Origin of the sequence: Streptomyces sp. NPDC001980 (assembly GCF_040296885.1) — a bacterium.
In the GTDB taxonomy this organism is placed as follows: Bacteria; Actinomycetota; Actinomycetes; order Streptomycetales; family Streptomycetaceae; genus Streptomyces.
In genome coordinates this window covers 193,710-212,910 of sequence record NZ_JBEOYD010000003.1, presented here as the reverse complement: position 1 = coordinate 212,910, position 19,201 = coordinate 193,710, and the positions used below count along the sequence as shown (strand labels likewise).

Sequence of the window (19,201 nt, the reverse complement as noted above, 5' to 3'; positions counted from 1 at the left end):
CGTGCCGGTGCGCCCGAGCAGGGCGGGACGCCGGGCCGGCATGCGCCCGAGCGGGTCGTATCGCCGGGCGGGCTGGTTGAGTGGACGCATGTCGGAATTCTCGGAGTTCTCGGAACTCGAGGCGGAACTGCGCAGTGCCGTCCGGGGTGAGGTCGGCTTCGATGTCACGTCCCGGGCGCTGGTCACCATGGACGCGTCCAACTACCGGCGGGTTCCGGCCGGGGTGGTGGCCCCTCGGGACGCGGACGACGTGGCGGCCGTACTGGAGCTGTGCCGGGCCCGTGGCGTGCCGGTGGTGGCCCGGGGCGGCGGTACGTCGATCGCGGGCCAGGCGACGGGCACGGGCGTGGTCCTCGACTTCACCCGTCACATGAACCGCCTGGTCCGCCTCGACCCGGCCACCCGTACGGCCGTCGTCCAGCCGGGTCTGGTCCTCGACCGGCTCCAGGAGGCCGCCGCCCCGCACGGCCTGCGCTTCGGCCCGGACCCCTCCACGCACGGCCGTTGCACGCTCGGCGGGATGATCGGCAACAACTCCTGCGGCTCGCACAGCGTGGCCTGGGGGACGACGGCGGACAGCGTCCTGGAGCTGGACGTGCTCACCGCGCGGGGGCGGCGGCTGCGGCCGGGGCGGGACTGGGCCGGGGCGCCGGAGGGCCTGCGGGCGCTGGTCGAGGGGGAGTTGGCGCCGCTGCGTACGGGGTTCCCCGACCTCCCCCGCCGTATCTCCGGCTACGCCCTGGACGCCCTCCTCCCCGAGAAGGGCGCGGACGTCGCCCGCTCCTTCTGCGGCAGCGAGGGCACGCTGGGGATCCTCACGGAGGCGACCGTACGGCTCGTGGCGGCGCCACGCGCGCGTGCGCTGGCGGTGCTCGGATACGGCGACGAGAGCGCGGCGGCGGAGGCGGCGGCCGGGCTGCTGCCGCACGGCCCGCTCACCGTGGAGGGAATGGCCGCCGACCTGGTGCCGTCCCCGGCCGGACTGCCGCGGGGCGGCGCCTGGCTGTTCGTCGAGACGGGCGGGGAGACGGCGGCGGAGGCACGCGCGCGTGCGGAGACGATCGTCCGGGCGGCGGACGTCCTGGACGCCCTGGTCGTCACCGATGAGGCCGGGCAACGCGCGCTGTGGCGGGTCCGCGAGGACGCCTCCGGTACGGCGACCCGGATGCCGGACGGCAGCGAGGCCTGGCCGGGCTGGGAGGACTGCGCGGTACCGCCGGCCCGTCTGGGCGCGTACCTGCGTGACTTCCGTGCCCTGCTGACGGCCCACCACCTGCGCGGCACGCCGTACGGCCACTTCGGCGACGGCTGCATCCACGTCCGTATCGACTTCGACCTGCTGAGCGAGGCGGGTGTGGCCCGCTTCCGCCGTTTCTCGGAGGAACTGGCGGACGTGGTGGTGGCGCACGGCGGCTCCCTGTCCGGGGAGCACGGGGACGGCCAGGCGCGGGCGGAGCTTCTCCCGAAGATGTACGGCGCGCAGATGGTGGCGCTGTTCGAGCGGGCGAAGGGGGTGTGGGACCCGGACGACCTCCTGAACCCGGGCATGCTGGTCCGGCCCGCCCCCCTGGACACGAACCTCCGCTTCGCCGTCCTCCCGCGCGAGCCGGTGCCCGTGGCCTTCGGCTACCCGTCCGACGGCGGCGACTTCTCCGCTGCGGTCCGCCGCTGCGTGGGCGTCGCCAAGTGCCGTACGACCGAGCCGTCCGGGGCGTCCGTCATGTGCCCGTCCTTCCGGGCCACGGGCGAGGAGGCGCACTCCACGCGCGGCCGGGCCCGGCTGCTGCACGAGATGCTGGCGGGCGAACTGGTGACGGACGGCTGGCGCTCGACGGAGGTCCGCGACGCCCTCGACCTCTGCCTGTCCTGCAAGGGCTGCCGGTCGGACTGCCCCGTCGGGGTGGACATGGCGACGTACAAGGCGGAGTTCCTGCATCACCACTACGCGGGCAGGCGCCGGCCGGCCGCCCACTACAGCATGGGCCGGCTGCCGAAGTGGCTGCGCCTGGTGGCCCGGACCCGCACGGCGCGGCTGGTCAACGCACTCGCCTCCCTACGACCCCTGGCGGCGCTCGCCAAGCGGCTGGGCGGGATCGCACCGGAACGGCGGATCCCGCCTCTGGCGGCGGAGCCGTTCAGCCGGTGGGAGCGGCGGCGGGAGCGCGGGCGCGTGCAGGAGTGGACGGCGGACGCGCGGGCGGGGCGGCGGCCGGACCTCCCGAAGCGGCTGGCGTTCCTGTGGGCGGACACGTTCACGGAGCACCTGTCGCCGTCCGTGGGCCATGCCGCCGTCCGGGTCCTGGAGGCGGCGGGCGTGGGGGTCGTGGCACTGCCGACCCGGCCGTGGAAGGTGTCGCGGTCGGAGGACGGCGAGCTGCGGGGCATCGGCTGGTCCCCGTGGGGGACCCGCCGGGTGCACGCCTGCTGCGGCCTCACATACCTCTCGACGGGCCAACTGGACCAGGCCCGCGCGGTGTTGCGCCGCACACTGGACATCTTGGAGCCGCTCCTGCTGCTGCCCTCGGACTGGGATACGGACGCGGAGCCGGACTCGGACTTGGACCCGGACGCGGAGCCGGACTCGGACTTGGACCGGGACGCGGACTCGGACTCGGACCCGGACGACTCGGCCCCCTACCCGCCACCGTTCGTCGTCCTTGAGCCCAGCTGCGCCGCCGCCCTCCGTGCCGATCTGCCGGAGCTGCTCCCGGACGACCCCCGGGCCGCCCGTCTCGCCGCGAGGGTGCTCACCTTCGCGGAGGCCCTGGAACGCCTGGCCCCCGACTGGACCCCGCCCCGCCTGGACCGTCCGGTCACCGGCCAGACCCACTGCCACCAGCACGCGGTCCTCGGTGACGCCCCCGACCGCCGCCTCCGCGAGGCCGCCGGCCTCACCGGCGGCCTCGTCGGCGGCTGCTGCGGCCTGGCCGGCAACTTCGGCTTCGAGAAGGGGCACTTCGAGGTGTCGAGGACGTGCGCGGAGGAACAGCTCCTGCCGGCGGTACGGGAGGCGGAGCCCGGCACGGTGGTCCTGGCCGACGGCTTCTCGTGCCGGACGCAGCTGGAGCAACTGGCGGGGGTGCGGGGGAGGCATCTGGCGGAGGTGCTGGCGGAGGGGCTGGACGGGGCGGAGAGGCTGGACGGGGAGGGGAGGTGACGGGCGGCGAGACCGGGTTCGGCCGGGTGGCGGTGCTCTCCGACATCCACGGGGTGCTCCCGGCGCTGGAGGCGGTGCTGGCGGAGCCGGACGTGGCCGCGGCCGACCGCATCGTCCTCACCGGCGACATCACGGCGGGCCCGCAACCGGCCGAGACGATCGACGTGCTGCGCGGCCTGGGCGACCGGGTGCTGTGGCTGTCGGGGAACGCCGACCGGGAGCTGGTGGAGTACCGCAGGGGAGAGCGCACCGGGATCCCGGACCCGATAGGGCCGTTCGCGGCGGATGCGCTCCGGGACGACCAGGTCGACTTCCTGGCCGCCCTCCCCGGGACGGCCACCCTGACGGTCCGAGGCCTCGGCCGGGTCCTCTTCTGCCATGCGACGCCGCGCGACGACGAGGAGATCGTCCTGGTCGACTCCCCGCTGGACCGCTGGGCGGAGGTCTTCGCCTCCGTCGCCCCCGACATCGGCACGGTCGTCTGCGGCCACACCCACATGCCCTACCTGCGGCTCGCCCACGGCCGTCTGGTCGTCAACCCCGGCAGCGTCGGCATGCCGTACGGCCGCCCGGGCGCCCACTGGTGCCTCCTCGGCCCCGGCACCGACCTGCGCGTCACGCGCTACGACATCCCGGCGGCCGTCGCTCGTGTCGTGGCGGAGTGCGCCTACCCCGGCATCGAGGCATGGGCCGACTACTTCCTGCGGGCCCGGGCCTCGGACGGGGAGGCGCTCGGGGTGTTCGGGGCGGGCTGACGGGCCGTCCCCTCGCGCCGAGGAGTAATGCGAGCGGCCCGCGCTTGACTCTGAGGATGATGTGCGTAATCCTCATTGCGGGGGGTGAGACAAGGGAGTAATGGCATGTCGAAGCCTGAGCAGACTTACGAACCCGAACTCACGGGGCTGCTGATCGTCGATCCCTACAATGATTTCCTTTCGGAGGGCGGCAAGCTGTACGAAATCAGCCGCTCCACCCTCGAAGGCCACAAGGTTGTCGAACACATGCGGCAGGTCCTCGCCGCTGCCCGGGCGGTCGGTGTGCAGGTCTTCATCGCCCCGCACCATCGCTGGCGGGAAAGCGATCCGTACAGTCACTGGAAGGCGATGCCCCCCATCCAGGAATCCGCCGCCGAAAGGCGGATTTTCGCCGATGGAACCTGGGGCGGAAGTTTCCATCCTGATTTCGAGCCGCGTCCCGGCGAGGTCGTTGCGCAGGAGCACTGGCTCTCGAGCGGGTTCGCCAACACGGACCTCGACCTGCAGCTCAAGAAGCACGGCATCCGCAAGGTCGTCGTGATCGGCATGCGCGCCAACACCTGCATCGAGTCCACCGTCCGCTTCGCGGCGGAGCTCGGCTACGAGGTGACGCTGGTGAAGGACGCCATCGGTAGCTTCGGGTTCCCCGAAATGGACGCGTCGCTGCAGTTCAACATGCCGTCCTACGCGAGCGCCATCATCTCGACCGACGATATCGTCGCGAAACTTTCAGCCTGACGACATGGAGATCAGCAAATGACGGACCGCGTTATAGCCGAGTCGGTCTCCGAAGCCATCATCCAGGCGCCACTGACGGCGATCGACCTGGCAGAATGGGTCTTCACCCTGACCGACAGCGAATATCAGGCATGCTCGAAGAATCATATTGCCGGAGCCGTGACACGCACGCCCGAGGGTAAGCGCATGTCCGTCAACGTGGAGCAGGTCGGCAATCTGATGGTGCAGCACTACGTCGAGGACGTCGCCGAGCGCGACCATTGCCGCCTCGTATCACTGTCCGACTCGATCGGTCCGGAAATCGGCGCTCGCGTCAAGCTCTTCGTGATCTGGCAGTTCAACGCCGAAGCCGTCGATGCGGGCACGACGAGGTTCGTCAACAGGGTCGAAGTCCGTACCGCCGAGGGCTACCTGGAAGCGCTGGAGGGGCGCGGGGTGTCCTTCGCCGTGGCGAGTGAGGCGGCGCAGAAGGCGCTGAGCGCCCACAACGCCGAGGAGACCCCGCTCTTCGCCAGGGACATCGAGCGCAAGGCCCGCGCCGACCGCTGGGGATGAGACGGCGCGACCCTCCGGACCGCCGTGTCCCGCCGTCTTCGGCGCCGCCACCGCCGCCGCCTTCGGCCAGGAGGCCGTGCCACGCCGATCTCGCGACCGATCTCGCGACCGATCTCGCGACCGATCTCGCGACCGATCTCGCGACCGATCTCGCGACCGGGGAATCTCAGGATGATGCCTATAATCGTCCAGTCGTCGCGGGCTGGCGGCGGCCCCGCAGGCTGGAGGTTCGACCATGGGTAGTTCGCAGGCGGAGAAGGCGGCGAGCCATGCCCGGATCGTGAAGACGGCCGCGGCACGTTTCCGCCGCGACGGCGTGAACGGTGTCGGTGTGGCCGAGCTGATGCAGGAGGCCGGTCTGACCCACGGCGGCTTCTACCGCCATTTCGCCTCGCGGGACGAGCTCGTCGCCGAGGCGGTCGAAAGCGCGTTGGAGCAGGGAAACAAGCGGTTCCTGACCGCCGCCGCCCGTGGCGGACAGGAGGCGTACACCGCGATCGTCGACGGCTACCTCAGCATCGCCCACCGGGACACACCGGAGGACGGGTGCGCCGTCGCCGCCCTGCCGCAGGACGTCTCACGCGCCGACGAGAGAACACGGGCCGCGTACGGCCGGCAGGTCGAGAACTACCTCGACATCCTGGCGGACCTCGGGTCGGGCGACGATCGCGCGGCCGAGCGCCGCCAGGCGTTTCTGGCCCTCAGCGCACTGGTCGGGGCGGTCGCCATGGCCCGCGCGGTCGGCGACAGCGACCTGTCCGCGGAGATCCTCTCCGAGACGGCCGCCGCACTCAAGGAACTCAAGGAACGCAAGGAAGCCTGAGAGCGTCGTCGTTCCTCCACCGGCGGCGGCCGACCGCCTCCGCCTCCGCCTCCGCCTCTGCTTCTGTCTCTGTCTCTGCCGGTCAGATGATGAACGTGGGCTGGTCGGCGATGCCCAGGAGGCTGCGGCCGTAGATCTCGCGGCCGAGGTCAGGGTTGACGACGCCGTGCCGGGAGGCGGTGCCGAGGTCGCGCCAGATGCGCTGGAGCGGGTTGGCCAGGGCGAAGGCGCTCGCGCCGCAGACGGAGACGAGGCGGTCCACGGCCTCGCGGGTGCGGATCGCGGCGACGGCCGTGTCCATGCGGACCCGGGCCCGCTCCCCGACCGTCAGCTGCCGGGCCTCGGCGGCGGCCCGGTCGAGGTCGTCGGCGGCCCGGAAGGCGTGCAGCCGGGCGGTGTCGACGAGGGACGCCGCGTCGGCGACGGCGAGCTGGACGCTCGGGGAGTCGGCCAGGCGTTCGTAGACGGTCAGGGACATGGGCTTGCGGGCCGCGGTGTCGAGGGCCAGGTCCAGGGCGGCCCGGGCCATGCCGAGCATCGGGGCGACGACCGTGAGCGCCAGCATCGAGGCGACCGCGACGGCGTTGCGCGGCTCCCCCTCGTACCGGGTGGCGTAGGTCCCGGCCAGGACCGCGCCCATGTTCAGCGTCCGGTGGGCCGGCACCCGCACCCCGTCGGCGACGACCGTGTTGCTGCCGGTGCCGGCCATGCCGGCCACGTGCCAGGTGTCCTCGACCGTCACCTCCGCCACCGGCACCAGGGCGATCACCGGCGGCTGGTCCGGGGCTCCCGGAGCGATCGCCAGGGCCACCCACCCGGCGTGGTCGATGCCCGAGGCCCAGCCCCACCGCCCCGATATGACGAGAGCGCCGTCCTCGGCGGCGACCGCGGAGCCCGACGGGGTCAGCGACGCGGCGACCGCCACGTCGGGGTCCTGGCCCCAGACCTCCTGACGGGCCCGCTCGTCCATCAGCGAGGCGACCAGGCCGCCCCCGGTGTAGATCATCGCGATCCAGGCGGCGGAGGCGTCGCCGCGGGCCAGCTCGGCCGTCACCTCCATGGACGTACGCACCCCGGCCCCGAAGCCGCCGAAGACGCGCGGGGTGCCGAGGCGGAACATGCCGCCCTCGCGCAGCGCCCGCGCCGTGTCGTCCGACACCCTGCGCAACTGTTCGCTCTCCTGGGCCTGCCCGGCGAGAATGGGGACGAGCTTTGCGGCCGTCGCCGACAGCTCGGCGCGGACGCCGGCCTCGTCGGCGGGCGCCGGGGAGGACGAGGGGGAGGGCGACGGGGAGGACGGGGGCAGGCTCACAGCAGGGCTCCACTCGGGTGCGGGGACGGTGACGGCACGTTCATCGCGCCGGCAGCAGCGTAGGAAGCGGGACAGGGGCGCCAAAAGGAACACCGGTGCCACGACGGGGGGATACGCGTGACACGGACGGAGCCGGCCGACGGGACGCCATGGCGGCACCGGGCGGCCATCGACGTACCGCTGCAACACCCCCACCGACAGGACCTCCTGCACGAACAGTGGCGGCGCCGCTTCGGCCACCTCGCCCACGTGCGGCAGCTGCGCCTGCCCGCCGACCGCACGGCCGGCACGCACCGCACCCGGGTGGAACACCGCCTGGTCGGCGAGGTCGCCGTCAGCCGCCAGTTCAGCGACCCCATCGCGGGCGTCTCGGGCCACGGGGACGCCGACGGCCGGGCCGACCTCGTCGCCGTCCACATCATCCGCAGCGGCAGCCTGCACATCGAGGACACCGCCCGGCGGGCCGACCTCGGCCCCGGCACCCTGTGCATACGCGACCTGCACTCCCGCTGGCGCTTCGCCTACACGGCGCCCACCGACTGCCGGGTGCTCATCCTGCCGAGGGCCGGCCTGCTCGGCCAGCTGCACCGGACCCGGCTGCCGGCCCTGACCGTCGCCCCCGCCACCCTTCCCGAGTCCCGGCTGCTGCTCGCCCACCTCGACACCGCCTGGGCCCTCGCGGAGCACCTCGGCCCGGCGGGCACCCACGCGGCGGGCGCGGCACTCTCCCTGCTGCTGACCGGACTCATCGGCACCCACGCCCCGGTCGCGGCTCCCGCTCCGCCGCAGGCACTGCGCGCCGCGGCCACGGCCTACGCCGACCAGCGGCTGCGGGACCCCGGCCTCACCCCCGCCGCCATCGCCCGCGCGCTGAACGTCTCGGTCCGTACCCTCCACCGTGCCTTCGCCGACGGTGAGAGCGTCATGGCCTACGTACGCCGACGCCGTCTCGAAGGTGCCCGCCGCGAACTCGGCCTCCCCGGCGGTACGTACACCGTCGCCGACGTCGCGTCCCGCTGGCAGTTCGCCGACCCCAGCCACTTCCGCCGCGCCTACCGCACCACGTACGGGCAGTCGCCGCGGCGGGGCTAGGCGCCGGGTGCCCGCCGTGCCCGCTGCCCCCGGACCCGGGTGCCCGCCGTGCCCGCCGTGCCCGCCGTCCCCGGACCCGGGCGCCTGCCGTCCCCGTCCCGGACGCCGCCGACACGCCCTCGCCACCCGCGCGCCGAAACGATTCCCGGCAGGTGCGCGTCTGTTGTTCTTGACCCCGACGCCACCGGACCCGTCCGCCCTCCCGTCCGCCGTCCCGACCGGTGAGCGTCGTCAGTGAGCCGTCGCCGACCTGCCCAGGAGCACCGCCCATGACCGCAGCCCTCCGCCTCCAGCCCATCTCCCGTGCCGAGCATCTCGCCTTCGCCGGGTCCCGTCCCTCCGTCAGCCATATGCAGCTGCCGTCCTGGGGGGACGTGAAGCCCGACTGGGAGGCCGAGAGCCTGGGATGGTTCGACGGGGAGGGGCGGATCGTCGGGGCCGGGCTGGTGCTGCTGCGGGCGGTGCCCAGGGTGAAGCGGTATCTGGCGTACCTGCCGGAGGGGCCCGCCATCGACTGGCACGACCCGGACCTGGAGCGGTGGCTCGACCCGTTGCTCGCGTATCTGAAGGGGCGCGGGGCGTTCGCGGTGAAGATGGGGCCGCCGGTCGCCGTACGGCGGTGGAGCGCGGAGGCGGTGAAGGAGGCCATCGCCGATCCGGCCGCCCGGCGGCTGGGGGACACCGAGCCGACGTCGTACGACGCCCGTGGCGCCGGCCTCGCCGAGCGGCTGCGCCGGACGGGCTGGCGGCAGTCCGAGGCGGGCGGTGAGGAGGGGTTCGCGGCCGGGCAGCCCCGGTACGTGTTCCAGGTGCCGTTCGCGGGGCGGTCGTTGGAGGAGATCCAGCGCGGGCTCAACCAGCAGTGGCGGCGCAACGTGAAGAAGGCGGAGAAGGCCGGGGTCAAGGTGGTGCGGGGCGGGTACGAGGACCTGCCCGCCTTCTACGGCCTGTACATGGAGACCGCCGAGCGCGACCGCTTCATCGCGCGCCCCCTCTCCTATTTCCAGCGCATGTGGACCGCGCTCACCGCCGAACACCCGGACCGCATGCGCCTCTACCTCGCCCACCACGACGGCGACGTTCTCGCCGCGGCCACCATGCTCACCGTCGGCGACCACGTCTGGTACTCCTACGGCGCCTCCACCGGCCGCCGGCGCGAGGTCCAGCCCAACAACGCCATGCAGTGGCGGATGATGTGCGACGCCCACGAACTCGGCGCCGCCGTCTACGACTTCAGGGGCATCACCGACACCCTGGAGGAGTCCAACCACCTGCTGGGGCTGCTCCGCTTCAAGGTGGGGGCCGGCGGCGAGGCCGTCGAGTACGTCGGGGAGTGGGACTTCCCGCTCAACAAGCTGCTCCACAAGGCCTTCGACCTGTACATGGCCCGCCGCTGAGCCTGTTCGGGGCTCGCCCGGCTCAGCTTCATAAGCTGGCTCTCAGGTTCATAAGAGAACTCTCAGGTTCGGGGTCGTTATACAGCTGTTACCCAGGTATTCACAGCACCTGTTTGCCGTTCGCAAGCCGACTTTGCCGTTGCTTGGGATCTGGGCCGTGTAAGTTTCTCGGTGTCGGGCGGCGGGGATTGCCGAGGATGACGATCCAAAATCCCCGGACGTTGCCCCAAGAGAATTCTCGTACCATCCCGCACCACTTGCACTTCGAACTCTCAAGGAGTCGGAATGAGCCTCAAGAAGCTCGCCCCGCTGCCCCCCAAGCCCAAGAAGCAGCTGCCCCCGCCGCCGCCGAAGCCGAAGAAGCGCGCTCCGAAGCCGGCTCCCAAGCCGATCCCCGGCGGCCAGGACAACTGAGCCGGCCGTAAAAAGGACCGACGGTTCGCCGTCGGTCCTTTTTCGCTCGTGAATTTCGGTGGTTCCGGCGTCCGAGAATGGAGGTAGTGTGAAATGCGCGCGAAGGAGAGTAAAGACGCGGAATACGAGTACGAAGTCGCCGACTCGAAATACGAGGGCGATGACGGGGAGTACGACGACGAGGGCGAGGACGAGTACACGCCCACCATCCCGGCCGGCGTCGCCTTCCGCCGCTTCTGGCCGCTCACCCGGGGCCTGCGCGGCTGGCTGGTGATCGTCTGGGTGTGCACGGTGATCGCCGCGCTCGCCGAGACCGAGGCCATCCTGCTCTTCAGCGACCTCACCGACCACGCCCTGCAGAAGGGCTCGCTCAGCGCCTTCTGGAGCCCGGCGACCAAATGGCTGGGCATCGCGATCGTCGGCGCGATCGTTGCGTACGCCGGCAACTCCCTGGCCGCCTGGGTCACCGAACGCTTCGTCATGCGGCTGCGCGAACACGTCTTCGACCACGTCCAGCAGCTGCCCCCGCACTTCTTCCAGCGCCACCGCCAGGGCGACCTGCTCTCCCGCCTCACGAGCGACGTCGAGGCCATCGAGACCATGGTCGTGTCCGGGCTCGTCGGCGCCGCGTCGGCCCTGTTCAGCGCCATCTTCTACGCGGCCGCCGCGTTCTGGCTGCGCTGGGACCTGGCCGCCGCCACCTTCGTCCTCGCGCCCCTGTTCTGGCTGGCCGCCCGCCGCTTCTCCGGCTCCATCAAGGACGTGTCCCGCGAGGGCCGGGTCGCCGACGGCGCGATCACCTCCGTCGTCGAGGAGTCCCTCGGCAACATCGTGCTGACACAGGCGTACGACCGTCGCGACGCCGAGCGGCGGCGCCTGAACGAGGAGGCGAGCGCCTGGTTCCGCGCCTCCGTGCGCTCCACCCGCCTCAACGAGGCCTACGAACAGCTCGTCCAGGTCATCGAGACGATCTGCGTCCTCGCCGTCATCGGTATCGGAGCCTGGGAGATCTCCACCGGCCGTATGACCCTCGGTCAGCTCCTCGCCTTCTCCGCCTTCCTCGGCTACCTCTACCCGCCGGTGCGTGGCCTCGCCCAGCTCGGCCTCACCGTCACCGCCGCCACGGCGGGCGCGGAACGGCTGATCGAGATCCTGGACGTGCGGCCCTCGGTCGCCGACCCCCGCCGCGGCACCGGCACCGACGCCGGCCGCCCGGACGGTGCCGTCGAGGTCCGCGACGTCGGCTTCCGCTACCCCGGCGCCGACCGGACCGCCCTGGAGGGTCTCTCCTTCGCCGTCAGCCCCGGCGAACTCGTGATCATCACCGGGCCGAGCGGCGCCGGCAAGTCCACGGTCTCCAAGATGCTGCTCCGCTTCTACGACCCGGACAGCGGCGAAGTCCTCCTCGACGGCGTCCCGATCCGCGACTTCCCCCTGGCCCGGCTGCGCGAGTACATCACCCTCCTCCCGCAGGAGACCCTCGTCCTGCACGACACCGTCCGCGCCAACATCGCCTGCGGCCGCCCCGGCGCCAGCGAGCAGGCCATCGAGGACGCGGCCAGGGCGGCCGACGCCCACGACTTCATCGTCCGGCTCCCCGACGGCTACGACACCAAGGTCGACCCCAACTCCGCCCGGCTCTCCGGCGGTCAGCTCCAGCGCCTGGCCATCGCCCGCGCCATCCTGCGCGACGCCCCCGTCCTGGTCCTCGACGAGCCGACCACCGGCCTGGACGCGATGGCCGCCCGCCGGGTCGTCAAGCCGCTGCGCCGCCTGATGGCCGGCCGGACGACCATCATGATCACCCACGACCTCAACCTCGCCCCCGACGCCGACCGCATCCTCGTCGTCGACCGCGGCCGCATCGTCGAGACCGGCCGCCACGACGAACTCCTCGCCCGCGGCGGCGCCTACTCCCGGCTCCACCGCTCCCAGAACAACGCGGTGATGGACACCGGCGAACTGCGACTGCCCCTGTTCGTGGAACAGGGCGGCGCCGTTCCGGCGGCAGGGGCCGTGGGAACCGTCGGGGCGGGGGTGCCCCAGGCCTCCTACGCGGGCGCGCAGGGCGACGGCTACCCCTACCAGCAGCCGTACGGGAACATGTACGACTACGACGTGTACGCGGCGGCAGGGCTATGGCCCCAGCCCGTGTACGACGCCCATGTGGAGGCACAGGGGGCCGCCCACATGGAGGCCGCCCACATGGAGGCCGCCCACATGGAGGCCGCCCACATGGAGGTCGGCTACGGGGCGAACGTGCCCACCACACTCCCCGACGGGCGCCCCCTGTTCCGCGACGAGGAGTCCTGGCCGGGCATCTGAGCCGCCTCCGGACGGGTTGCGGCCCGGCCCTCGACGGGCCCGGCGGAATTGTCGGCGCTCTCGCCCGGGGCTTCAGTACCGGCGGCGGTTGAGCACCCCGATGAGAGTGGCCAGGTCGGCGGCGCCCGCCGGGTCATCCGCGTACCGGGTGGTCTGAAGAGGACCGACTTCAGGAAGGACGATGTCCTCCCGGGCCAGGACGTGCACCAAGGTCAACAGGGCGGCGCGGGCGTTGCCGTCGGCGAAGGGGTGGAAGAACGCCACGTCGAGGTATGCGCGGGCCGCGCGGGCCGCCAGCGGGACGTCCGGGTCGGTCGTCTCGCGCAGGCAGGAGGCGAAGTCGGCCTGCGTACGCGAGGTAAGGCCGTACCGCTCGCGGCCGGCCTTCGCATAGGCGTCGTTCGCGCGGAACGGTGCCTCTGCTTCGCCGAGGACCTTGCGCTGCCAACCGGCCAGCAGGTCGAAGTCCAGCGGGGTTCGGCGTGCGGCATCGGCCAGGGCCAAGGTGTGGGCAGCGAGCAGACGCTCGGCGCGAACGGGGTCGCGTCGGCGCACCGGCCCTTCGCACCAGGTCCGGAACCCGTCGCTCGCGGGCGGAACCCGCCGTAGAACCGGTGCGTGCAGCCAGTCGGACTCACGGCGCACGCGCAGCCAAACCGAAAGGCTGTCAGTAGCGGTCATGGAGGTCCTCCAGAACCGCCCTCTCACGGTGGTCCCGGTAGGGGGCGTGGCCGGTGAGGCCGACGGCGAGGTCCTCGCCGACGGAATCGATCAGCGTCTGTTCAGGGGAGATCCAGCTCTTGAACCTGCCGCCGATCGCGCTGTCCACCGCTCGCCCGGCCTCGGCCTGGTCCATGCCGGTGCTGGTGAGGAACCAGCGCAGAACCATCGAGGCCTGCCCGTACCAGCCGCCCTCCGCTCCCGAGCAGTCCAGCGCGTACGTCACGAGGCGGACGCAGGCCCGCTCCAGGTGCCAGCTGCGGTCCTCGGGTGAGGCGTCCGACGGCGGCGCCAGTTCGGCGAAGCGCTCAGCCATCCGTTCCAACCACTCCCGCCACTCCAACAGCGCCTCTACGACACGTGCTGCGGTTTCGTCAGGGGTCGTCACCGAGCTTGGCCCGTCGACCCAGCTACCGGTGGGCCCGCCGTGCCGGCAGCACCAGTTCCACCCCCAGGCCCAGCTGCCGTATCGCTCCCGGATGATCGCGTCCACCTGGCGTTCACACCAGCGTTCGCCCTGCCACCAGCCGGCCATACCGGAGAGCACAGGTGGCACCCACTCGCGGACCAGCGAGCGGAGGAGGGCCTCCTCGTCCTCGTCCCAGGCGAACGGGTGCCGGGCCGGGGCGAGTTCATCCCAGCCCTGAATGCCCCTGTAGGCGACGGGGGGCACACGGTTCTCGGGGAAGGGCAGGGTGTCACGGTTGTACGTCAGCGCCGGCCACTCTTCCTGTCCGAGGTGATAGCCCCGTCAGTCTCGGCTCGAAGACCCTCGGGACGCGAACGGTTTTCCGGACCGCACCCCGGTGCGGCCGTCCGCGCGGAACCTGTGGTCCGCTCTCGGCTCCTGCCCGAGGGGCATTCCGGTGAGCACCCGTCACATCAGCCTTGTTACACACCTATTGCACAAGGGATCTTCAAGAATCCTCCACGCTGTTCGTAGGCTGCGTACGCCAATGGGCTCGGCCGGGGGTGACCCGTCGGGCCCCTCGCGATCCCAGGGGGATTCACATGCGTATACGCGTCGCGGCCACCGTTCTGTCCGGTGCGGTCGCACTGTCCGCGCTCGCTGTCCCGGTGGCCGCCCAGGCGGCGTCGAGCCCGAGCGCGAAGGCGCAGCTCAGCTCCTTCTTCGCGAACTCCGCGCCCGCCGCGCGCACCGCGCACGCCACGAACTCCGCGCAGACCGTCCGGCCGAAGGACGGAATCGGGAGCATCTCCTTCTCGAAGGGCGTCGTCAACGGCGGCAAGGACATCGTCCTCGGCACCACCACGAACAAGTCCGTCACCGCGACCTACACCGCCACCAGCTCCAGCGGCGTCGCGCTCACCCAGGCCTTCCTCTGGCAGGGCACCGACCCCTCCAGCACGGACACCATCACCGGCGCGCTGGGCACCGACGACGACCCCGTCTGCACCGAGTCGACCACCCAGACCGGCGTCTACAGCTGCAAGGCCGTCTTCAACATCCACGCGGCCACCGACATGAAGAACAACGGTGTCGCCGGCACCTGGAAGCTCGCCCTCGGCGGCTACGACCTCTCCGCGAGCGCCAGCTTCGACGACAACGTCGGCACCGGCAAGATCAAGAAGGCTTCCAAGCTGACCGTCGACGCCACCCCGGAGCCGGTGAAGAAGGGCAAGACCATCACCGTCACCGGCAAGCTGACGCGCGCCGACTGGAACACCGGCAAGTACTCCGGCTACGCGTCGCAGAAGGTGCAGCTGCAGTACCGCAAGAAGAGCAGCACCACGTACACCACCCTCAAGACCATCACCGCCGGCACCGGCGGCGCCCTCAAGACCACGGTCAAGGCCACGGCCGACGGGTACTACCGCTTCTCGTTCGCGACCAACGCCACCACCGGCGCCTCGACGGCGACCGGCGACTACGTCGACGTGAAGTAGTTCCGGCCGCCGCCTGAAGATTCGTTTCACTGCCGTTCGGCCTCGCCCCGCGCACGGGGCGAGGCCGAACGTGTCGTCCACGGGGCTTCCGACAAGTGCCTGGAGGCCGGGGGGAGTTCGACCGCCAACGCACGCCATCGTGCAGATCTGCACCTGCAACGGCAACGCGAAAGAGAGTGGGAAGCGAGTGACCGAGCGCGCATTCGGCACACCGCCGAAAGCATCACCGGACGTCGTCGCTGCTCGAAACGCACTGGCTGACAAGGTGTGCCGGGAACTGGAGCGGGGCAGGCTTCCCGTCCATCGAGGTGACGTCGAAGGCGACTCGTCACCCGAGACCTCCGGCGCGCGCGTGCACGTCGACCCGTCCATCAATGGCGGTGTCTTCGTCAGATGGCGCACGGGGGAGGATTTGAGAGCCGCCGCCCTGGAGATTCTCGAACGGGGCGACTTCTCGAGCATCCCTCCGGCGCTCCGGCATCACGAAACCGTCGTCCAGCGCATGGCCGATGCTCTCGCGGGAACTCTGACCTCGGCGGGATTCGAGGTGGAAGGGGCCGATCCGCACACACACGGGAGAGCGGTCCTCGTCAAGGGCGTCCACTCATGATGCGCCCCTGATTTCCGGATCACGGGTGAGTTCGGACTTTCCTGGCTGCCCGTGCAGTGGGACGGCATGGCCCTGCCCATCGGCCCGCGTGATCACCAGGCGTTCCTCGCGGTCGGCGAACGGTTCGGCTACCCGGACCTGGTTGAGGACGGCTACCTCCACGTTGTCCCGGACGCGCCCTGGGTGCAGCTCGCCGACCGCGGCAGCCGACCCGGCATCTCACCATCCAGGACAGCCCCATAAGGGGTTCACGCGCCTGTCGAAGTCCATTACCCTGGACCGAGAAGTGCATCGTAATGAACAACGAATCCCCTGGACCGCCCGTGACCACCCCCAGCACCTCACAGCCGACGTCGACGCCCACGCCCACCCCGGTGTCCGCGCCCGCCGCCACCGGTATCCCGGGCCGGCTCGGCTCGCTCGGGCCTGTCGGGCTGGTCCTGGCCGGCGGGATCTCCGTGCAGTTCGGCGGCGCCCTCGCGGTGACCCTGATGCCCAGGGCGGGCGCGCTCGGCGTGGTCACCCTGCGGCTCCTCGCGGCCGCGGTGATCCTGCTCGTCGTCTGCCGGCCACGGCTGCGCGGCCACTCCCGCACCGACTGGGGCACGGTGATCGTCTTCGGCATCACCATGGGCGCGATGAACGGCCTCTTCTACGAGGCCGTCGACCGCATCCCGCTGGGCCTCGCCGTCACCCTCGAAGTGCTCGGACCGCTCGCCCTGTCCGTGCTGGCCTCCCGGCGCCTGATCAACGCCCTCTGGGCGGGACTCGCGCTGGGCGGCGTCTTCCTGCTCGGCGGCGGGGACTTCAGCGGCCTCGACCCCGTGGGTGTCGGCCTGGCCCTGGGCGCCGGCGCCATGTGGGCCACCTACATCATCTTCAGCGCCCGCACCGGCCGCCGTTTCCCACAGGCCGACGGTCTGGCGCTGGCCATGGCGGTCGCCGCCCTGCTGTTCCTGCCGCTGGGCATCGCCGGGGCCGGCAGCAGGCTCCTGAACCCGACCACCGTCGCCCTGGGCTCGGCGGTCGCGGTCCTCTCCTCGGTCCTCCCCTACACCCTCGAACTCCTCGCCCTGCGCCGCCTTCCGGCCCACACCTTCGCCGTCCTCATGAGCCTCGAACCGGCCATCGCCGCCACCGCCGGCTTCCTCGTCCTCGGCCAGGCCCTGACGGCCACCCAGGCGGCCGCCGTCGCCCTCGTCATCGCGGCGAGCATCGGCGCGGTCCGCTCCCAGGTGGGACGCGGCCGGCAGGCGGCGGCCCGCGCGGAGCCGGACCCGGCGGTCGTTGCCCGGCCGGAACCGGTGGTCGGCGCTCAGCCGGCGGGGAACGGCAGCGCGTCCTGATAGACGTTCGAGGGCCGCTGGATCTTCTTCACGGTCTGGGCGTCCAGCGCGACCGGCGCGGACTTCGTGCCCAGCTTCCCGCCGGGATGCCAGTTCCCGGTGACGGACACCCAGGTGTTGGCGGCCGGGATGCTGTCGCTGTAGATCCGCACCTTCACGGACTGCGCGTCAGCCGCGCAGCAGGAGATGATGATCCGGGTCAGATCCCAGCTCCCACCCCCCGGGACCGGCGTGACCAGCCCGCTCATCTCCACGGTCCGCGCCTTGATGGCCAGCGAGCGGTCCTGCTGCACCCGCGTGGTGAAGTCCGTGAGCGTGATGGGCAGCGGCGAGGTCTTCGGCAGCGGATCGAAGTCGTCCTGCTCCGCGATGACCTTGGCGGGCTGCCGGGATGCGGTGTACGCGCCGAGTGCCGGCGGGGCGTAGAAGAGCAGACTCAGCGCCGGGAGCAGGAGCAGCCAGGCGACCCGGGGGACGGTCGAGTGGTCGTGACCGTGATGCTGTTCCGGCTCGTTGTGTGGGCCGGCGACATGTGCGTGGGCGACATGTGCGTGACCCCCATGGCTGCCGTGCCCCTTCCGCCCGGCCCGTGCCTCCCGTCCCTCCCGCGCGGCCGCCTCCACGATGCCCAGCACCAGCAGCACGAACCCGGACGCGATCAGCAGTGGCCGCATCCCGGGCTTGACGTAGCGCAGGCACAGGTCGGTGAAGAGGGAGACGTGCAGCAGGCCGAGGCCGCTGAGGACCAGCAGGGTCACCTGAAGCGGACGTCTCACAGCAGCATCCCTCCGACCAGCACACTGCACAGGACCGCGACGACCGTCGTGGCGGCAGAGAAGCGGGCCGCGAAGGCCCGCCCGAACGTGCCCGCCTGCAACGCGATCAGCTTGAGGTCGACCATGGGCCCGACCACCATGAACGCCAGCCGGGCGGTGGGCGAGAAGCCCGTGAGCGACGACGCCACGAACGCGTCCGCATCCGAGCACACCGCGAGGATGATCGCCAGCGCGGCCAGGAACAGCACCGACAGCCACGGCGAACCGGAGAAGGTGTCGAGGACCGAGCGCGGTACGGCCACGTTGAAGGTGGCCGCGGCCATGGCGCCGACCACCAGGAAACCGCCGGCCTGGAGGAAGTCGTGCTGGAAGCCGCGCCGGAACTCCGTCCAGCGGTTGCGCCCCGGCTGGTGCCCGGTGTGCCGTACGGCGGGCCGCAGCCACTCCTCCCGCCCCAGCCAGAGCCACAGCCAGCCCATCACGGCCGCGGTGACCAGCGAGGCGAGCAGCCGGGCCAGCACCATGAGGGGGGTGCCGGGGAAGGCGATGGCGGTGGCGGTCAGTACGACCGGGTTGATGGCGGGCGCGGAGAGCAGGAACGCGAACGCGGCGGCCGGGGTGACCCCGCGCCCGATCAGGCTGCTCGCCACCGGCACCGACGCGCACTCGCACCCCGGCAGCACGACCCCGGCGACCCCGGCGACCGGCACGGCGAGCGCGGGCCGCTTGGGCAGCAGCCGGGTGAACACCCGCTCCGGCACGAACGCGTTGATCGCCCCCGACAGCGCCGTACCGAGCAGCAGAAACGGTGCCGCCTGCACGATCACGGCGAGACACACCGTCTGCCAGGCCTGCAGCGCGGCCTTGCTGACGCCCTGGCCGAGGAGGAAGAGGGCGGTACCGGGCAGGACGGCGGCGGCCACGAGGAGGAGGGGCCAGAAGCGGGGAGGCTCGCGCGGGGGCGGGTCCTCGATCCCCGTGTCCCCCGAGTCCACCGGGTAACCGCCTGTCCCGCCTGCCGGGGGTGCCACGACGGCGGTCGGCCGCGCCCCTACGGCGAGTTCATCTGTCCTCCGCGCGCCCCGCACGCCTCACACATCACTCCATCGCCGGATGTTCGCATCGAACGTAGGGCATGACGGTCCCCCCGCCACGACGGGCTGTGCCAAGGATTGCCCCAGGGTGACTCCGGATGTCGCCAAGGAGCGCCGCCCGGGGCGGTGGCAGGCCCGCGCTCGGGGCCACGGCTCTGCCAAATTCATGCAAGCGTGCT

General features: G+C 71.8%; 18 protein-coding genes. 13 read left to right on the top strand and 5 right to left on the bottom strand.

Features of this window, described 5'->3' with window-relative positions; all coding sequences use genetic code 11:
• Window positions 1-88: 88 nt before the first annotated feature.
• The 5 genes from ABT137_RS05590 to ABT137_RS05570 all read left to right on the top strand — a co-directional run bounded on the left by ABT137_RS05590 (window position 89) and on the right by ABT137_RS05570 (window position 6,028).
• Window positions 89-3,157: an FAD-binding and (Fe-S)-binding domain-containing protein gene (locus ABT137_RS05590; protein WP_351702912.1), complete on the top strand. Its 3,069-nt coding sequence runs from the start codon at window positions 89-91 to the stop codon at window positions 3,155-3,157.
• Entirely contained in the window at window positions 3,154-3,912 is a 759-nt protein-coding gene (locus tag ABT137_RS05585) for a metallophosphoesterase family protein (protein WP_351702909.1), read from the top strand. The genes ABT137_RS05590 and ABT137_RS05585 overlap by 4 nt, the downstream gene beginning before the upstream one ends.
• Before the next feature lie 105 nt (window positions 3,913-4,017).
• Window positions 4,018-4,650 (top strand): cysteine hydrolase family protein, encoded by a 633-nt coding sequence (locus ABT137_RS05580; RefSeq protein WP_351702907.1) that lies wholly within the window; start codon window positions 4,018-4,020, stop codon window positions 4,648-4,650.
• 18 nt (window positions 4,651-4,668) lie between these two features.
• Window positions 4,669-5,205, top strand: a complete 537-nt coding sequence (locus ABT137_RS05575; protein WP_351702904.1) for a hypothetical protein — start codon at window positions 4,669-4,671, stop codon at window positions 5,203-5,205.
• Window positions 5,206-5,440: 235 nt separating this feature from the next.
• Window positions 5,441-6,028, top strand: coding sequence for a TetR/AcrR family transcriptional regulator (locus tag ABT137_RS05570; RefSeq protein WP_351702901.1), 588 nt, complete (start codon window positions 5,441-5,443; stop codon window positions 6,026-6,028).
• 82 nt (window positions 6,029-6,110) lie between these two features.
• Here ABT137_RS05570 and ABT137_RS05565 read toward each other — a convergent pair whose 3' ends face one another.
• A complete protein-coding gene (locus ABT137_RS05565; protein ID WP_351702898.1) occupies window positions 6,111-7,340 on the bottom strand; it encodes an acyl-CoA dehydrogenase family protein in 1,230 nt (409 codons plus the stop codon).
• A gap of 117 nt (window positions 7,341-7,457) precedes the next feature.
• Between ABT137_RS05565 and ABT137_RS05560 the strand changes: the two genes are divergently transcribed.
• From ABT137_RS05560 to ABT137_RS05545, 4 genes are all read left to right on the top strand, one after another.
• Complete coding sequence (locus tag ABT137_RS05560) at window positions 7,458-8,432, top strand: helix-turn-helix transcriptional regulator (protein WP_351702895.1); 975 nt, start codon at window positions 7,458-7,460, stop codon at window positions 8,430-8,432.
• A gap of 269 nt (window positions 8,433-8,701) precedes the next feature.
• Entirely contained in the window at window positions 8,702-9,829 is a 1,128-nt protein-coding gene (locus ABT137_RS05555; protein WP_351702892.1) for a lipid II:glycine glycyltransferase FemX, read from the top strand.
• A gap of 285 nt (window positions 9,830-10,114) precedes the next feature.
• Entirely contained in the window at window positions 10,115-10,243 is a 129-nt protein-coding gene (locus ABT137_RS05550; RefSeq protein WP_258575023.1) for a hypothetical protein, read from the top strand.
• A 93-nt stretch (window positions 10,244-10,336) separates the two neighbouring features.
• A complete protein-coding gene (locus tag ABT137_RS05545; protein ID WP_351702889.1) occupies window positions 10,337-12,568 on the top strand; it encodes an ABC transporter ATP-binding protein in 2,232 nt (743 codons plus the stop codon).
• 72 nt (window positions 12,569-12,640) lie between these two features.
• Here ABT137_RS05545 and ABT137_RS05540 read toward each other — a convergent pair whose 3' ends face one another.
• Both ABT137_RS05540 and ABT137_RS05535 read right to left on the bottom strand, forming a co-directional pair.
• Window positions 12,641-13,249, bottom strand: a complete 609-nt coding sequence (locus tag ABT137_RS05540; RefSeq protein WP_351702886.1) for a Fic family protein — start codon at window positions 13,247-13,249, stop codon at window positions 12,641-12,643.
• On the bottom strand, window positions 13,236-13,961 hold the full coding sequence (locus tag ABT137_RS05535) for a hypothetical protein (RefSeq protein ID WP_351702883.1): 726 nt from the start codon (window positions 13,959-13,961) through the stop codon (window positions 13,236-13,238). Before ABT137_RS05535 ends, ABT137_RS05540 begins: the two co-directional genes overlap by 14 nt.
• A 338-nt stretch (window positions 13,962-14,299) precedes the next feature.
• On the opposite strand from ABT137_RS05535, the gene ABT137_RS05530 reads away from it, so the two are divergent.
• From ABT137_RS05530 to ABT137_RS05515, 4 genes are all read left to right on the top strand, one after another.
• Entirely contained in the window at window positions 14,300-15,196 is an 897-nt protein-coding gene (locus tag ABT137_RS05530) for a hypothetical protein (RefSeq protein WP_351702881.1), read from the top strand.
• A 139-nt stretch (window positions 15,197-15,335) separates the two neighbouring features.
• The gene (locus ABT137_RS05525) at window positions 15,336-15,806 is read left to right on the top strand and encodes a hypothetical protein (RefSeq protein WP_351702878.1); all 471 of its coding nucleotides are present in this window, start codon (window positions 15,336-15,338) and stop codon (window positions 15,804-15,806) included.
• A 51-nt stretch (window positions 15,807-15,857) separates the two neighbouring features.
• Window positions 15,858-16,049, top strand: coding sequence for a hypothetical protein (locus ABT137_RS05520; RefSeq protein WP_351702875.1), 192 nt, complete (start codon window positions 15,858-15,860; stop codon window positions 16,047-16,049).
• An 80-nt stretch (window positions 16,050-16,129) separates the two neighbouring features.
• Window positions 16,130-17,152 (top strand): EamA family transporter, encoded by a 1,023-nt coding sequence (locus tag ABT137_RS05515; RefSeq protein ID WP_351702872.1) that lies wholly within the window; start codon window positions 16,130-16,132, stop codon window positions 17,150-17,152.
• Here the strand turns inward: ABT137_RS05515 and ABT137_RS05510 are convergent.
• Both ABT137_RS05510 and ABT137_RS05505 read right to left on the bottom strand, forming a co-directional pair.
• Window positions 17,122-17,928, bottom strand: coding sequence for a TIGR03943 family putative permease subunit (locus ABT137_RS05510; protein WP_351702869.1), 807 nt, complete (start codon window positions 17,926-17,928; stop codon window positions 17,122-17,124). The genes ABT137_RS05515 and ABT137_RS05510 overlap by 31 nt on opposite strands.
• A complete protein-coding gene (locus ABT137_RS05505) occupies window positions 17,925-18,923 on the bottom strand; it encodes a permease (RefSeq protein WP_351702867.1) in 999 nt (332 codons plus the stop codon). Before ABT137_RS05505 ends, ABT137_RS05510 begins: the two co-directional genes overlap by 4 nt.
• Window positions 18,924-19,201: the final 278 nt, after the last annotated feature.

Bases quoted from the DNA above. Each gene is read 5' to 3' on its own strand.
- ABT137_RS05590 (WP_351702912.1), top strand. From the start codon at position 89: ATGTCGGAATTCTCGGAGTTCTCGGAACTCGAGGCGGAACTGCGCAGT.
- ABT137_RS05580 (WP_351702907.1), top strand. From the start codon at position 4,018: ATGTCGAAGCCTGAGCAGACTTACGAACCCGAACTCACGGGGCTGCTG.
- ABT137_RS05575 (WP_351702904.1), top strand. From the start codon at position 4,669: ATGACGGACCGCGTTATAGCCGAGTCGGTCTCCGAAGCCATCATCCAG.
- ABT137_RS05570 (WP_351702901.1), top strand. From the start codon at position 5,441: ATGGGTAGTTCGCAGGCGGAGAAGGCGGCGAGCCATGCCCGGATCGTG.
- ABT137_RS05555 (WP_351702892.1), top strand. From the start codon at position 8,702: ATGACCGCAGCCCTCCGCCTCCAGCCCATCTCCCGTGCCGAGCATCTC.
- ABT137_RS05550 (WP_258575023.1), top strand. From the start codon at position 10,115: ATGAGCCTCAAGAAGCTCGCCCCGCTGCCCCCCAAGCCCAAGAAGCAG.
- ABT137_RS05545 (WP_351702889.1), top strand. From the start codon at position 10,337: ATGCGCGCGAAGGAGAGTAAAGACGCGGAATACGAGTACGAAGTCGCC.
- ABT137_RS05540 (WP_351702886.1), bottom strand. From the start codon at position 13,249: ATGACCGCTACTGACAGCCTTTCGGTTTGGCTGCGCGTGCGCCGTGAG.
- ABT137_RS05530 (WP_351702881.1), top strand. From the start codon at position 14,300: ATGCGTATACGCGTCGCGGCCACCGTTCTGTCCGGTGCGGTCGCACTG.